We start from the raw sequence: 14699 nt of genomic DNA, 5'->3' as shown, positions 1-14699 counted from the left end.
CGATCACCGACTCTCGGTGAGAACTTTGTACGCGATGGCGACGACGCCAGCCAGAAACGCGAACAGTCCGGCGACGACGGTCAGCAGTCCGACAAAGGACGGGAGCGCGCCGAGCGGCCCCATCAGAAAACTGCCGACGAACATGAGTACCCACGCGCCGCCGACGACGCCGTAGAGTTTCAGCAGTTCGTCTCTGGTCGCGTATTCGAGGGCGTCACGGGCAGTAATTTCTGACACGTTTCGGTCTGCTCAGTCGAGCGCCGAAACGTTTCCGGAAGGATCCTGAACGTACGACGTTACTCCACGCTCGTACCCAGTGCTTGCTCGACCAGTTTCGACTCGGCCTTCCGAAGATGCTCGGCCACCGTACTCGACGCTACGTCAAGTGCGTCCGCTACCTCTTCTTGGGTCCCACCGCGTGGATTCTCGTAGTAGCCCAACTCCGCGGCCGTTCGAACGACCTCCCGTTGTCGTCCTGTCAGTGTTCCCCGTCCAGTGTCTCTTTCCCACCCTTCGCCGACAGAGAGTACTGTCACCGCCGCCAGTTCGCCCGCAGTTTCGACCGCCGAGCGGAGGTCGTCGCTCGCGCCGACGACGGTGAACTCCACGGTGCCGTCTGCGCGAAACCGAATCGGGAGCGTGGCGACGAGCGTTCCAGCAGTGAACGCTTCCTGAAACTGCTGGCCCGCTTGGTCTTGTTCTTGCTCCCGGACGTAGACGTAGGTCACGTCGGCTTCGTCTCTCGACGCACCACCATCGACCGTCGTCACGTCGAACGAGCGGACGGCCTCGCGGTCGGTGAGCGCGGATTCGACCGCCGATGCTTCGCCCGCGATGGAGAACAGTTCGGTCGGGTCGGTCGGGTCGATACCGCCGGAGAGCAGCACAGCGTCGCCGAGTTCCGGTGCCGACTGCACTGCGCGGTGGACGGCGTTCGTCGCTTCGTCGGGTGGCGTGACTCGGAGACGAGCGCGTTTCATGGGACGACGTGTCGCCCGGCGTATATAAATAGCCGTCCATACTCGGCGTGGCGCTCGACTGGCCGGGGGTTCTACGTCTACTCGATGAACGAGACAGTTCCGAAGACGCCGCCGTCGCCGCCCGGACTCCCACTCGTCGGTCACGCGTACGCGTACGCTAGCGACCCGCTCGGATTCGTCGAGCGAACTGTCGAAGAGTACGGTCCTATCACCGCGCTCTCCACACCGACCTTCGACGCCGTGTTGCTCGCGGACCCCGAAGCCATCGAACACGTCCTCGCGCGGAACCACGACAACTACCGCAAGGGCGAGTTCCAGAAGAAGGAGTTCGACGGCCTGCTCGGGGACGGGCTGCTCGTCAGCGAGGCCGACCAGTGGGAGCGCCAGCACGAACAGATTCTACCGGCGTTCTACCCCGGTCGCATCGCCGAGTACGCCGAGACGATGGTCGAGCGAACCGAACCGTATCTCGACCGCTGGGCAGAGAACGAGACGCTGACGCTGACCGACGCGTTGCCAGAACTCACGCTCGACATCTTGGGGTCTGTGCTGTTCGGCACCGACCTGCGCGAGGCGACGGCAGTACGAGACGCCGCTGCGGCCGTCACGGAGCGGTTCACACCCGACGGTCGCGTTCCGTTCTACGTGCCCGATTGGGTGCCGACGCCTCGAAATCGTCGGTACCTGCGGGCGGTGGACCGCCTCGACTCGTTCGTCGCCGACCTCGTGGCGAGTCGTCGGCGCGAGACCGATTCGTCCGCATCGAGCGACGACTTGCTCTCGACGCTACTCGATTCGGGGATGGACGACGAGGGGGTCCGGGACCAACTCGTCACGTTCCTCATCGCCGGACACGAGACGACTGCGCTCGCGCTGACGTACACCTTGTACCTACTCGGCAACCATCCCGACGCGCAGGCGTCCGTCGCCGCGGAAGTCGCCGAACTCGACGGACGTCCGCAGTTGGGCGACGACCTTCCTCGAACCGACCGTGCGATTCGAGAAGCGATGCGTCTCTACCCACCGGCACCGCTGCTGATGCGGGAAGCTATCGAGGACGACGTGGTGGGTGGGTTCGAGATTCCCGAAGGTGCGCTCGTTCTCTGCTCGCAATGGGCGACGCATCGACGGTCGGCCTTCTTCGAGAATCCCGAAGTCTTTCGGCCCGAGCGGTGGGCAGAAGCAGGGGATGGAGGTACCGATGGAGACGGTGACAGCGACTGTGCCCGTCCCGACTACGCGTACTTCCCCTTCGGCGGTGGGCCGAGAGCCTGTATCGGTCGGCGGTTCGCGCTGTTCGAGATGCGACTCGTCTTGGCCAGTCTCCTTCGGCGCTTTGAGGTTCGAACCCGCAACCCCGACGAACTGAATCCCGTTCCGGCGATGACGCTCGCACCGGGCGACGACGTGGTCGTCGAGTTGCGAGAGCGAGACTGACCTCCGACAAAAGATAATTAGAATTACATAAATCTCGTTCTGCGAACGTTTATGGTTACTCTGCTGAAATAATTGGCCGCCGCTACTGTTGCACATCAGTACTGGCATCCTGGGTTGGTATCCCAACAAAATACCCCAAACTGGATTTCTGGTGGCCGGTCGATAGCTTCCACTCCGATATCCTAACATTTAATCGAATTTAGTATTCACTGGCGGATATGCTCCCAGCGGACTCTTTTCGGACGCTCTTCGCCTGTCTCCTCGTCACCTCCACGTTCGTCGGTCCCGTGGCGGCCGACCCCGACGGCGAACTACCGAATTCAGTATCCGACGACCACTTCGTCGTGAAGTACGCTGACGGATACGAGGCGTCGGCCCAAGAGACCCTCAACATGCTTCAGGACATTCGAACCGAGCTACAGGCCGAGACGCCAGTCGATACGACGATAGACGAGAAGATAATTGTCAGAATCCACCCGATAGACGAGTGGGAGGACAGTCGGTACTCGCTCCACTGGCACACCGCTCCGAAACGAATCAATCTTATCGCCCCGTCGGATTGGGAGACGGTTGAATACGTGGACGAGTATTACATCAAGAAGAATCTGGCTCACGAGTACGCGAACATCATGCTCTACGAGTACGTTGAGCGACACGGCGACCGCTACCACACGCGGTATCCGTCGTGGTTCGGCGAAGGTCTGAGTGAGTACTACGCCTATCACAACGTCTCGGAAGACATCCAACGGAACTACGACCCCGGAGTAGAGAAGTTCGAACAGAAAGTCGAGGATGGGGCCGGTTACTTCTCCGTGTTGACCCAAGACCAGTACGCTGGTGGGCACTTGCTCATGCACTACGTGATGAACGAGTACGGCGAGGAGGCGGTGTTCGAGATGCTGAGCAGCACCGGCGAGTTCGAAGAAGTCGTTCAGTCCGAGCTAGGCGTCTCCTACGAAGTGTTCAAGAAGAGATGGTTGCTGTGGGCAGAGACCAATATCGGCGGCGACTACTCTGTTTCAGCAGACAGCGTCTCGAAGGTGGACCGCATCGACTCTCTGGAACGCCGCTTAGAGCGGAAGAACGGGACTATCGAGCAGTACCAACTCCGACTCGAATGGAAGAACGAGACGATAGCGGACCTCCGACAGCAGGTCGATTCACTGAACGGAACCGACGGGCAGGCTAGCGAGAACACGAATCAAACTGCACAGAATCAGACCACCAAACTGCACAGAACGCGTCGAGTGCGAACAGATCTGACGGAGGAACCGGCGAATCCGCACCCGCTGACGGTGCCAACTCACCGGTGGGCGGCGATGGATTCCTCGCTGGTGTCGCTAGCGGTGGTCTGACGACGCTCCTCGCCGCGGGTACAGTGCTGCTGCTCCGACGCTGACAGCTGGACGCTGTACTGCGAATTCTACGCTCCTCACCACTCTGTCTGCTTCGCTTCGTCTACGAACGCTTGGGCGTTCTCGACCGGCGTGTTCCGATTGATGCCGTGACCCAAGTTCAGAATGTGGCCCGCCGGGCCTGCCTTCTCGATGACCTCGCGGGTCTGCTGGCGGATGAACTCCTCGTCGCCTAAGAGATATGTCGGGTCCAAATTCCCCTGCACGGGCGTGTCGCCCAACTGCTGACGGGAGTCGGCCATGTCTACGGTCCAGTCGAGACTCACTACGTCCGCGCCCGAGTTTTCGAGCAGGTCCAACTTTCCGCCGGGGTTCCGTGCGAAGACGATACCTGGTACGTCCACGGCGTCGAAGATTCGCTGGTGGTGCGGTTGGACGAACTCCCGGTAGTCGTCGGGTGTGAGCAGTCCGGCGTAGGTGTCGAACAGCTGAATCACGTCCGCGCCCGCCTCCTGCTGGTACTGCACGTACTCGACGGTTACGTCGGCGAAGCGTTCGAGCAGAGCCGAAAAGGCGTCGGAGTGCTCGACGCGGAACCGCCGAATCGGAAGTTGCTTCTTGCCCGCTGGCTTTCCGGCGACGGCGTAGGCCGCTAGCGTGAACGGCCCACCAGCGAAGCCGATGATGCTCGTCTGGTCGCCGATGCTGTCCTGCAGGCGTTCGAGGAGCGCACCCACGTAGTCGAGTTCCTCGCGCACGTCAGAGTGGTCGGTCGGTACGTCCTCCGGCCCATTGACGGGGTTCTCGATAACCGGCCCGACGCCGCTCTCGATGTGGTAGTCGAGGCCGAGCGGTTCGAGGACGGTGAGGATGTCCGAGAACATCACCAGTCCGTCTGGTTCGAACAGTCTCCACGGCAGGAGCGTAATTTCTTCCGCGACTTCGGGCGTCGAGATTGCCTCCTTGAAGGTATAGTCTTCGCGTATCGCACGATACTCGGGGATGTATCGGCCCGCTTGCCGCATCAGCCAGACGGGCGGCCGTTCGGTTCGCTCGCCGCGGGCCGCTCTGACGAGAAGGTCGCTCATTGGTCGGGAGTTGTCGCGGGACATGCTAAATGGGTTCGGAATTGGGCTTGGGGAATTCGTGTTCAGTAGTGTCGGGTTTTGTCGTTCTCAGTCCAGTGAGTCTCCACCGCTCGTTTCATCTCGCCGAGTAAAAGCGGAATTCGTTCTGCTGAGTGATTCGTAGCTAGCTACTCTCGATACCTGTGAGACCGCACCGTCACCGGACAAACCGCGTCCGCGGAGGTCGCCCCTTGGCGAACGGCACGCTCGCCGACGCCACGACGTGGGTCCGCGAGTGGCTCGAACTGGACGACTCGTTGCACGTAGATGAATCTCGTCGGAGGGTCCCGTCGCGATTATTCTAGTCGTCTGCTGACGCGTTGTCCGATGACTCGTCGTTCGAGGGCACGTCGGGCGCGTCGTGCCCCCCGAGGACGGACGTACCGACTGCCATCGCATACAGTCCGACGACCCCGAGACCTGCACCAGCGAGTGCGCTTCCGAAGGCGCCGAGAATGTCGAGATGAACGTACGAAGGATAGACCGCGAAGACGACCATCCCCGCGAGAAACCAGACTCCGGCGGGGACGGCGATGCGGGCGTTTTCGGAGAGCAGTTTCTTGACGTCGTCTCTCAGGAGCGGACTGAATTTCTCCAATCCGAACGGCGTGACTTCCGGTGCGAGCGCCACACCGCGAAGAACGACGTAGAGCGCGGCCATCACGGTTCCAGCGGTTCGGACCAGGCCACCAGCCTCCTGCATGTCGGCAATCCATCCGAGGACGTTCCAGAACAACAGTATCGTGGCGACCGGAATCGCTTCCGTAGCCAGTCGTTTCGCGGAGAGGGTCATACCTGTCGATGTTCCTGAAGTGTTAAATATCTTCATTGGTGGTCTGGTAGTAGTAGCCAGTCGCCGTCGCTGGAGAACGCCAAGAACGGTGTGTACACTCCGCTCTCCCGACCGCTGTTCGTCTACGTAGACAGACAGCGTCTCACGGACCCGCTCGTTCGGGAGTTCTGTCGATTCTACCTCTCGCTCGCGGCGACCCACTTGGCGGCCGACATCGGCTACGTGCCCCTCTCAGAGAAGCAGGTGCGGTCGAACCAGCGGAAACTGGCCGTCGCGATAGAATCGGTGAACTGACTCAGGCAGACGCGTCGTATCCGGCGTCTTCGACTGCGGACACGAGCGCGGCCGTGTCGGCTTCGCCCTCGACGGTCGCGCTGTCGCTCTCGTGGTCGGCGCTCGCGTCTTCGACGCCGTCGAGTGCTTCGAGTGCGTCTACGACGTTCTGTTCACAGCCACCACAACTCATCCCTCCGACGGTGAGTGTTCGACTCATACGAGCATGGATTGTTCTCCCTCCCGCTTTCAACTTTCGTCTTCACTCCGTGCGGTTGGTCCGACTCGGTCCCTCGATTCGTCCGTCGTCGCTCGGCACGCCAGTCCGTCCCGCCCGACGCACTCCCCCGATTTCGGCCAGTCGGGCGAAACTTGTTTCTACTTTGGCGTGACAATACGATGATAATGCGAGAACTCGACGAAACCGACCTCGAAATCCTCCGACTGTTGGTCTCCGACGGTCGCCGCCCGTACAACGAAATCGCCGACGCCGTGAACCTCTCACCGCCCACGGTTTCGGACCGAATCGACCGCCTCGCGGACCTCGGCGTCATCCGCCGGTTCACGGTGGACCTCGACCGCTCGTTGCTCGCGGACGGCGTCTCCGTGCTGGTAGATCTGCGCGCGGAACCGGGCCGCGTCGGCGACGTTCGCGCGGCCATCGAGGAGATAGAGGGCGTCGAACACGTCTTCGTCACCGCCGAGGGTCGCATCGTCTTTCAGGCCCGCCTGCAAGAGAACGCCATCGAACCGCTGCTTGACGAGACTATCGACACGACCGCAGTGCGCGAGTACGACGTGAGTCTGCTGGTCGATTCGACGTGGTACCCGCAACCGCGGGGCGTCGAGTTCGCGCTGGAGTGCGACGAGTGTGGCAACTCCGTGACGAGCGAGGGCGAGTCGGCGCGTCTCGGCGGCGAAATCTACCACTTCTGCTGTTCGTCGTGCAAGTCGCAGTTCGAAGAGCAGTACGAGGAACTTCAGGAGGCCGTCTAAGGGTCGTCGAACGTTCCTTGAACCTCAGTGCGCCAACTGCTCGACGCCGACCGTCTTCAGCGACCGCCAACCAGCCACGAGCGCGGCGAGCGTCCCGATGACGAGTGCGATGCCGACGCCGAGCAGGAGGACGGTTTCGGGCGTCTGGACTAACCCCTCGAAGCCGACGATTGTCTCCGCGGCGTAGTTCAGCGCGAAGACGAACGGCGGCGTCGCGAGGATGCCCAGAACTCCACCGAGCAATCCGAGGAGGACGCCCTGCGCGCCGACCATCCCGACGAGCGTGCGCGAGGAGACGCCGAGCGCAGTCAGCGCGGCCAGTTCCTCGCGTTGCTGGAAGACGACGATGGAGAGAACGTTCAGCGTCAGCGCGAACCCGGCGACCACCGAGAGGACGACCAGCGCCGCGCCGACGGCGATGACGACGGCGTTGTGCTGGAGTACTGACTGCATCTGCTCGTCGTTCGTCCGGACGGTGTAGTCTGGATACGCCTGCTGTAGCTCGTTCTCGACTGCTCCTGGGTCCGCGCCCTCGGCGAGCGCGACGGTGATGAACGTCGCGCGGTCTTGGCCGCTCGTGCCCGTCACCGACTGGAGTTCGCTCAGCGGGGCCGTCACCGTCGCCGCGCCGAGGAAGCTAGAGAACGTCGGCGAGATGCCGACGACCGTGAACGTGTTCCGGCGCGCGCTCTCGACGGAGCCACCCATCTGAATCTCGTCGCCGACGCCAACGTCTAGCAGTTCGGCAGTGCGAGCGTCGATGAGGACTTCTCGCGTCATCGGGCCGTCGTAGCTCCCGTTGGCGTAGTGGCTGTCGCTGTCTTCCCAACTGCGGCCCTCCGAAATCTCGACGAAGGGACCGCCGCCGGGGACGCCGACGCCGACCAGCGTCTGCATCTCGCCCGAACCGTTGCCGACGTAGACGCTCCGGAACGCCATCGGTGTGGCCGTGTGAACGTCTTCTCGCGCTTCGACGTCGTCGGCGACTTCGTGGGCGTTCAGAATCGAGGTCCCGAACCCGCCGGGGCCTTCCGAGAGCGACCCGCCGGTGACCCAGAGGTCCCGGCCCGAGGCGTCGAACTTCTGCTGGCCGGTTTCGACCACGCCGACGCCGAGACTGGCGAGCAGGGTCGTCGAGAGGACGGCGACTGCGACGCCGACCACTGCGAGGACAGTGCGCGCACGGTCGTGACGGAGTTGCGCGGCCGCAACTGCGAGCGCGACGCGGAGTTTGCTCATCGAAGGACCACCTCGGGAGTCATCGAATCACCTCTGTGATGGCCTGCGTCCGGCGCTCCATCGCCAGCAGGTAGGGTACGACTAACAGGCCGATGAGCGCGGAGACGCCGAGTCCGTAGGCCACGAGTAGGGGGTGGAAGTCGGCGATCGGCACGGGTGCGATAGCGCGCGTGGCTACGAAGTTCGTCAGCATCGTTGCGAGGTATGCCAAGCCGACGCCGAGCGCGCCGCCGACGAGCGTCAGCGCGAGTGCCTGTCCGACCAACAGCACTGCTCGCCCGCGCCGCGAGAACCCCATCGCCGAGAGGGCGGCCAACTGCTCGCTGTCGGCCTCGACTTGCAGGCCCTGCGTCGTGGCGACGAACAGTGCGCCGACGACTACGGCGATGAGTAGGGCGGCCACGGCCATCGCGAGCGGCAGGTCCGAGTCGGCCGTCTGCTGTGCAGTGAAGCCCGCGCGAGTGACGGCAGTCGCGCCCTCGAACTGACTTTCGAGCGAGGACTGGAGACCGCTCGCGCTCGATTGGACGAGAATCTGGTCGGCTTGGTCGTTCGCTTGCGCACCGGTTATCGACTGTAACTCGCTCAGGTGGACGAGCATCACTGGGAGCCCAGAGAGGCCAGATTCGACGGCAGTTCGACCGACAGCAGTGACTCGCAGGTCGTTTGACCCCCCACCGGAGAACGCGCCGCGGACCGAGAAGTTCGTGCCTTGCGAGACGCCCACCCGCTCGGCCGCCGCTTCCGAGAGGACTGCTTGGCCGGTCCACTCGCCGTCGTAGCTCCCGTTGGCGAAGTACGGGTCGCCCGCGCTCAACGGCGCGGGTGACAGGCCAGCCACGTCGTCTAACTTCGGCGAGGGGACGACCCCGACGGCGAGGACGTACTCGTTGCTTCCTCCGGAACGGACCTGTACCACCGAAATCTGAACCGGCGTCGCGTACTCGACTCGTTCGTCTTCCATCACCACCGCGCTCTTGCGATGCACGTCGCCCAACTGCGGGGCGTCCGTCGAGACGACCATCGTCGCCGCGCCACTGGATTCGGGGACGACCCAGTAATCGACGGCGTCGCCCCGAACCGTGGTCCCCTGCACGAGTCCGAGTCCGGTCGCGGTCACGACCAGCATGAGCGCGACGGCGACGGCAACGCCCGCGACGCTGATGGCCGTCTGGCGCGGCGCGGTTCGCGTCGCCTTCGTCGCAGTCCGCCGGAGTGAGAAGCCGAGCAAGCCCATCCAGCGCGTCAGTCGCTTACCCATCTTGGCTACCGTCCTGTCTCCTGACCGCCGCGTCGTCTCGTCTCTTGACAACCGCGTCGTCCTGCCTCCGACCGTCTACGAGGCGAATCACCCGGTCGGTGCGGTCGAGCGCGCGCTGGTCGTGCGACGCGAGCACGACCGACCGGTCGGTGGCGAGGTCCGCCAGCAGGTCGAGAATCCGCTCGCCCGTGTCAGTGTCGAGTTCGCCCGTCGGTTCGTCGGCGAAGACGACCAGTGGGTCGCCAGCGAGCGCCCGCGCGACGGCGACTCGCTGTTGTTCGCCGCCGGAGAGTTCTCCCGGCCTGTGCGTTTGACGTTCGCCCAGTCCGACGCGTTCGAGTAGACTCGCCGCTCGCTCACGACGCTCGCGTTTCGGCACGCCCCGCTCCACGAGGGGGAGCGCGACGTTCGCTCGCGCCGACAGCGACGGCAAGAGGTGGAATCGCTGGAAGACGATGCCGACCTGTTCCAGTCGCAGGCGCGTCAACCGCTTCTGGGACAGACTCGCCACGTCTTCGCCAGCGAGCGTTACCGTGCCGCTCGTCGGCGCGTCCAGCCCCGCGAGCAGGTGGATGAGCGTGGACTTCCCGCTCCCACTTGGGCCGGAGAGTCCGACGAACTCCCCACGCTCGATGCCCAGCGACACGTCGTCTAGTGCCTTGACTGTCGGTCGCTCCCCGCTCTCGTCGCCGACGAACGGGAGCCACGACCCGCCACCGCCGCGTTCGTACTCTCTGCTGACGTTCGAGCATTCGACGACAGTGCTTCGAGCGTTCGATTCCTCGGTCGCTACCCGTGTGCTTGCGTCCATCGTCCCCCCAGAACGACTCCTTCGACTACGCGGACGCACTTAGCGTTTCAGACTGTTCGGATGGACGACTCCTAAAATAAAGTGAAACGGCTTGTGGGGACGTCTATCGGCGGCGAACGCCGCCACCAGCTATAGGTTTATGTACTCCTTGTCCTTACCTACCGTGGGGGTTGGATGGGACCAGATTTGAGCAGACGCCGTCTCTTAGGCTACGCTCTCGGTGGAGCGGTCGGACTAGGAGCGACCGCTTTAGCCAAAGACGCACAGGACGACAGGAGGGAGGCGCAATCGACGACGGGAACGACCTGGACGACGGGAACGACCTGGACGACTGAAACCACTGGAACGACTGAAACCACGGACCCGATAATCGATGACGTCGAACTCTCCATCGGGGGCCTTCGGCGAGTCGGTCCGTTCACGTATGAAGTCGTGTTCGACTACTCGTTACCGTCGGCCGCCGAGAACTACGAGAGCGAGTTCATGCAGGGGGTCACGAACGAGGGCGCGCCGAACGCCTTCGAGGGAACGGACGGCTCGTACGTGGTAACGTGGAAGCCCCAAGACGACGACGAGCGACTCGTCTGGCAGGTCCGGACGACGGACAACTCCGTGGACGCTCTCGTGCAAGTTGCGACCCCACCGTCCGAGGCCGTCCAAGCGGAGTGGACACTCTCGCTCTCGGAACTCAAGCGACGATTCGACAGGTTCGCGCCGACGGAGTTGTTCGTCACCTTCGACGCGAGCAATTCCCAGTCGATTCGTGCGTTCGGGCCGAACGGCAAAGCGAAACTCACCGCGCTGTCGAGCGGTCTCGTGAGTTACGTCAGGAACGGTTCGTGGTGGCGAGTAGCGACCGATTTAGACGAGTTGCTCCTGCTGAACGGCTCGGACCGAAGCGGTCGAGAGAACTTCTCCATGCGTCGGTACGACTTCCTCGTCGGCAACTCCCCGTACAACGGGATGCAGCGGATGCGCCATCGGTTGAAGGAAGGGTACCATCAGGGTACTAACGTCTTCTACTTCTTCCCGAACCATGGTTACGGTACGCCGGGACTCGACAGGGCGCAACCCGACGCAGTGTACAGTCGCTTCTACGTTCGGTTCGAAGACGAGTGGTCACAGCCGACTCCTTCGGACACATGTAAAATCTACTGGGCGGGCGCGAACTTGTCTGCTGGCGACGCCGGGCAGTCCGGCGAGGAGCCGACCGGCGACAACGGGTGGAGCGTCCGCGTCTTCACTCGGGGGCCGGACGACGGCGGGAGCGTCTCGCTCGGCACGTACGTCTACCATCTGGACCAGTCCGGCAGGTTCGGTAGCTTGTGGCCGTGGCCGGACGAGATTTCCATCGGCGACTGGCACCAGATAGACGCGTACGTCAAACTCAATTCGGTGACCGACGGGTCGGCCAACGCCGACGGAATCGTCAGGACGTGGCTGGACGGGAAACGTCAGGAAGACCGCGAGGACGTTCGATGGCGGACCACGAAGGCGCTCGGCTTCGACCGAATCGGACCGGGGTCGTACTGGGGCGGCAGCGAGGTGTCCCCGAGAGACAACGAGTTAGTCTACGACGACCACCAGTTCAACGTCGGCCACGACCACCTGTAAGTCGGTCGTTACTGCCCCGTCCTCCACCCACGAGCGACCGGATTTATGTGTCTTGCTGTGGTACCGATTGCGACCATGTCCGGAGAACGAGTGTTGGTTACCGACGGCCAGTTGCGAAGCGGTCTCGCGGTCGTCCGGTCGCTCGGAAAGCGTGGCGCGCACGTCATCGCTGGCGAATCAACGCGGTTCGCCACGGCGTTCTTCTCTCGACACGCCGACGAGCGCGTCGTCTACCCGTCGCCGGAGAGCGACCCGGACGAGTTCGTCTCGTTCCTGCTCAACTTCCTCGCAGACAACGACGTTGACGCGCTGATTCCGGTCGGCCACCAGACGACGAAGTTGGTCAGCGAACACCGCGACCGGTTCACCGAACTGACCGACGTGCCGGTGACGGACTATCAACGGTTCCGGCGCGGGTGGGACAAAGCCGAGACGTTCGAAGCGGCCAAAGAGGCCGATATACCGATGCCTCGAACGGAGTGTCCCGACTCGATATCGGAGGCCAGAGCGATTGCCGACGACATCGGATTTCCGGTCGTCGTCAAAGCGCGCACGAGTTCCGGTTCTCGGGGATTGGAGTTCGTGGAGACACGCGAGGAGTTCGACCGAGCGTACCGCCGCGTGAGCGAGTCGTACCCGCGGCCGCTCGTCCAAGAGCGCGTCCCGCAGTCGGGGTCGATGTACGGCGCGGCGTTCGTCTACGACGAGGACACCGAACTCCACGCGCAGTTCGCCTGCGAGTTCCTGCGCGAGTATCCGCCGAGCGGAGGCCCCTCGACGTTCCACGAGAGCATCGGCCGAGAGGACCTGCTGGAGTACGGAAGCCGGTTGCTCGAAACGCTGGAGTGGCAGGGGGTCGCGCTCGTCGAGTTCAAACTCGACCCGCGCGACGGCGAACCGAAACTGATGGAGGTCAACCCGCGACTTTGGAGTTCGCTCCACCTCGCGGTGTTCTCAGGCGTCGATTTCCCGTGGCTCGTCTACCAACACGCCCGAGGCGAGGACCTCGACACGAATCTGGACTACCGTGCGGACGTCCAGGCTCGATACATCCTCCCGGGCGACCTGCTTCGACTCGCGGCGGTTCACGACCGCGAAGCCGTTCGGGAGTTCTTCCCGATTTTCGACCCCGATGTTCACTACGAGATTCCACACTGGGACGACGCCGGACCTGCCGTGGGGAGACTACTGGCGATGGCTCGGTTCGCCGCGAGTCCGAGCGTGTGGCGGAAAGCGATTCTCCGGAACTAGTACTTAAAAGACTTTGGGCCACTGGTCGGTTCGACTCGATTTCCGGAGTTGTTACTTAAATTATAACCCAAATCTTGAACTAACATGGGAAGATTTTTATACTGGTTCTGCCAGAGCAGAGACTGCATGGCACGCAACAGCGGCACCAAGTTCGAATATTCGAGTGGCGTCCTTCCACGGCGGGAAACGCTTCGAAACGCGCAGTTCGACCGTTTCTTTGGTGAGGGCGCATGACTCAGAATCACGACTACAACACTCCCTCGAAGGGAGCGACCGACTGGCATCAACCGATAAACAAGAACTTCGCGGCGCTGGACCGCGACGTTCCCATCTGGGACAAAGATGGAAACAAGGGCAACTACAAGCCGTTCGACGGCGCGCACTTCGTCGCAACCGACTCCGGTGCTGTCTACGCGGGCAACGGATCCTCGTGGAACCGAATCGGCACCATCGGAAACAGCGGCCCGGAGCTGTACAGCCAAGCGTCGGCACCGGAAAACGCGACCAAGAACGACGTCTGGTTCGACCAAGCGAACGGCGCGATGAAGTACTACGACGGCAGTTCGTGGGTCAAGTCGGGCGGTTCCGGTGGAGACGACTCCGGTGGCTCCGGTACGACGAGCGACATCTATCTCGACTTCGAAGGTAGTTCCGTCGGCGAGTTCTACGACTTAGACCACGCGAACCGCGGTAGCAACTTCAGTCTCGACGACAGCCACGCCCACAACGGGTCCCAGTCCGTCCACTGTCGCGCTCACGAGGGCGAACACTACGGTGGCGGACTGACCTACTACTTCCCGAACCACGACCACGGTCAACCGGACGAGGTGTACACCAGATTCTACATCCGACTGGAAGATAACTGGCAGATGGCCGACAGTAGCACGACTTGCAAGCTCTTCTGGTCCGGTTCGAACCTGAGCGCTGGCGGTGCGGGTCGCGGTGGCGACCCACCGACCGGCGACGACGGGTTCAGTAACCGCGTCTACTGCCGTGGCGGCAGTGGCGACGGCGACGTGACGTTGGCGACGTACATCTACCACTTGGACCAAGACGGACAGTACGGCGACGGCTGGAACTGGCCGGACCCACTCCCACTCGGTGAGTGGCACCAGATCGACACCTACACGAAGCTCAACACGGTCTCCGGTGGTAGCGCGAACCGCGACGGCGTCCACCGTGCGTGGCTCGACGGCAACCTGCAGGACGAGCAGACGGGCCTCCGCTGGCGGACGACCGAAGACATGGGTATCGACCGTGTCGGCCCCGACATCTACTGGGGCGGTACGGAAGTATCCCCGAGCGACAACGACGTTTGGTTCGACGACCACCGTATCTCCATCGGGAAGAACAGCCTGTAAGGGTCTTCTCGGCCGACACGACGGCTGAATCGAACCGATTCGTCGTCACACGTTTCCCCTCGCAATATTTCCCCGCAGTAATTGCGGCACCCCCCGCGAAATTCTCGCGGTACTTTCGACTGCTGTGCCCCCCTGGCGGCACTTTTTGCACGAGTCACTCCGACGAATCGACCGCGTCGCGTCCCGTAACTTACTGGTGAA

Annotated in this window: 15 protein-coding genes; 7 read left to right on the top strand and 8 right to left on the bottom strand. The window is 62.8% G+C overall.

All coding sequences use genetic code 11. The annotated features are described in order from the left end of the window. Nucleotides 1–3: 3 nt before the first annotated feature. Together F7R90_RS18310 and F7R90_RS18305 are read right to left on the bottom strand one after the other, a co-directional pair. The gene (locus F7R90_RS18310; RefSeq protein WP_158059020.1) at nt 4–237 is read right to left on the bottom strand and encodes a hypothetical protein; all 234 of its coding nucleotides are present in this window, start codon (nt 235–237) and stop codon (nt 4–6) included. Between the two features lie 59 nt (nt 238–296). After that, complete coding sequence (locus F7R90_RS18305) at nt 297–980, bottom strand: helix-turn-helix domain-containing protein (protein ID WP_158059019.1); 684 nt, start codon at nt 978–980, stop codon at nt 297–299. Between the two features lie 84 nt (nt 981–1064). Between F7R90_RS18305 and F7R90_RS18300 the strand changes: the two genes are divergently transcribed. Both F7R90_RS18300 and F7R90_RS18295 read left to right on the top strand, forming a co-directional pair. Further along, complete coding sequence (locus F7R90_RS18300; RefSeq protein ID WP_158059018.1) at nt 1065–2417, top strand: cytochrome P450; 1353 nt, start codon at nt 1065–1067, stop codon at nt 2415–2417. Between the two features lie 218 nt (nt 2418–2635). Further along, nucleotides 2636–3772 (top strand): hypothetical protein, encoded by a 1137-nt coding sequence (locus tag F7R90_RS18295; protein WP_158059017.1) that lies wholly within the window; start codon nt 2636–2638, stop codon nt 3770–3772. Between the two features lie 77 nt (nt 3773–3849). Here the strand turns inward: F7R90_RS18295 and hemE are convergent, their stop codons facing one another. Together hemE and F7R90_RS18285 are read right to left on the bottom strand one after the other, a co-directional pair. Continuing rightward, complete coding sequence (gene hemE, locus F7R90_RS18290) at nt 3850–4860, bottom strand: uroporphyrinogen decarboxylase (RefSeq protein WP_158059016.1); 1011 nt, start codon at nt 4858–4860, stop codon at nt 3850–3852. A gap of 340 nt (nt 4861–5200) precedes the next feature. Next, the gene (locus tag F7R90_RS18285) at nt 5201–5692 is read right to left on the bottom strand and encodes a hypothetical protein (RefSeq protein ID WP_158059015.1); all 492 of its coding nucleotides are present in this window, start codon (nt 5690–5692) and stop codon (nt 5201–5203) included. A 90-nt stretch (nt 5693–5782) separates the two neighbouring features. Here F7R90_RS18285 and F7R90_RS18280 point away from each other — a divergent pair, with 90 nt between their 5' ends. Further along, nucleotides 5783–5986, top strand: coding sequence for a hypothetical protein (locus F7R90_RS18280; protein WP_158059014.1), 204 nt, complete (start codon nt 5783–5785; stop codon nt 5984–5986). A gap of 1 nt (nt 5987) precedes the next feature. On the opposite strand, the gene F7R90_RS18275 is transcribed toward F7R90_RS18280, so the two are convergent. Continuing rightward, on the bottom strand, nt 5988–6185 hold the full coding sequence (locus tag F7R90_RS18275) for a heavy-metal-associated domain-containing protein (protein WP_158059013.1): 198 nt from the start codon (nt 6183–6185) through the stop codon (nt 5988–5990). Nucleotides 6186–6370: 185 nt separating this feature from the next. Between F7R90_RS18275 and F7R90_RS18270 the strand changes: the two genes are divergently transcribed. Then, nucleotides 6371–6961 (top strand): AsnC family transcriptional regulator, encoded by a 591-nt coding sequence (locus tag F7R90_RS18270; RefSeq protein ID WP_158059012.1) that lies wholly within the window; start codon nt 6371–6373, stop codon nt 6959–6961. A 24-nt stretch (nt 6962–6985) separates the two neighbouring features. On the opposite strand, the gene F7R90_RS18265 is transcribed toward F7R90_RS18270, so the two are convergent. The 3 genes from F7R90_RS18265 to F7R90_RS18255 are packed head-to-tail and all read right to left on the bottom strand — an operon-like array spanning nt 6986 to nt 10272. Then, on the bottom strand, nt 6986–8200 hold the full coding sequence (locus F7R90_RS18265) for an ABC transporter permease (protein ID WP_158059011.1): 1215 nt from the start codon (nt 8198–8200) through the stop codon (nt 6986–6988). Between the two features lie 19 nt (nt 8201–8219). After that, nucleotides 8220–9461 carry an ABC transporter permease gene (locus tag F7R90_RS18260; RefSeq protein WP_158059010.1) on the bottom strand — a complete coding sequence of 414 codons (1242 nt, stop codon included), beginning with the start codon at nt 9459–9461 and terminating at the stop codon, nt 8220–8222. Next, a complete protein-coding gene (locus F7R90_RS18255; RefSeq protein ID WP_158059009.1) occupies nt 9454–10272 on the bottom strand; it encodes an ABC transporter ATP-binding protein in 819 nt (272 codons plus the stop codon). The genes F7R90_RS18260 and F7R90_RS18255 overlap by 8 nt, the downstream gene beginning before the upstream one ends. 174 nt (nt 10273–10446) lie before the next feature. Here F7R90_RS18255 and F7R90_RS18250 point away from each other — a divergent pair, with 174 nt between their 5' ends. The 3 genes from F7R90_RS18250 to F7R90_RS18240 all read left to right on the top strand — a co-directional run bounded on the left by F7R90_RS18250 (nt 10447) and on the right by F7R90_RS18240 (nt 14498). Next, nucleotides 10447–11886, top strand: a complete 1440-nt coding sequence (locus tag F7R90_RS18250) for a hypothetical protein (protein WP_158059008.1) — start codon at nt 10447–10449, stop codon at nt 11884–11886. Between the two features lie 75 nt (nt 11887–11961). Further along, nucleotides 11962–13137, top strand: a complete 1176-nt coding sequence (locus F7R90_RS18245) for a carboxylate--amine ligase (protein ID WP_192498491.1) — start codon at nt 11962–11964, stop codon at nt 13135–13137. Between the two features lie 230 nt (nt 13138–13367). Continuing rightward, a complete protein-coding gene (locus F7R90_RS18240; protein ID WP_158059006.1) occupies nt 13368–14498 on the top strand; it encodes a hypothetical protein in 1131 nt (376 codons plus the stop codon). Nucleotides 14499–14699: the final 201 nt, after the last annotated feature.

The sequence above is a fragment of the Halorussus halophilus genome, assembly GCF_008831545.1.
Lineage (GTDB): Archaea > Halobacteriota > Halobacteria > Halobacteriales > Haladaptataceae > Halorussus > Halorussus halophilus.
This window is presented reverse-complemented; position numbering and strand designations above follow the sequence as displayed.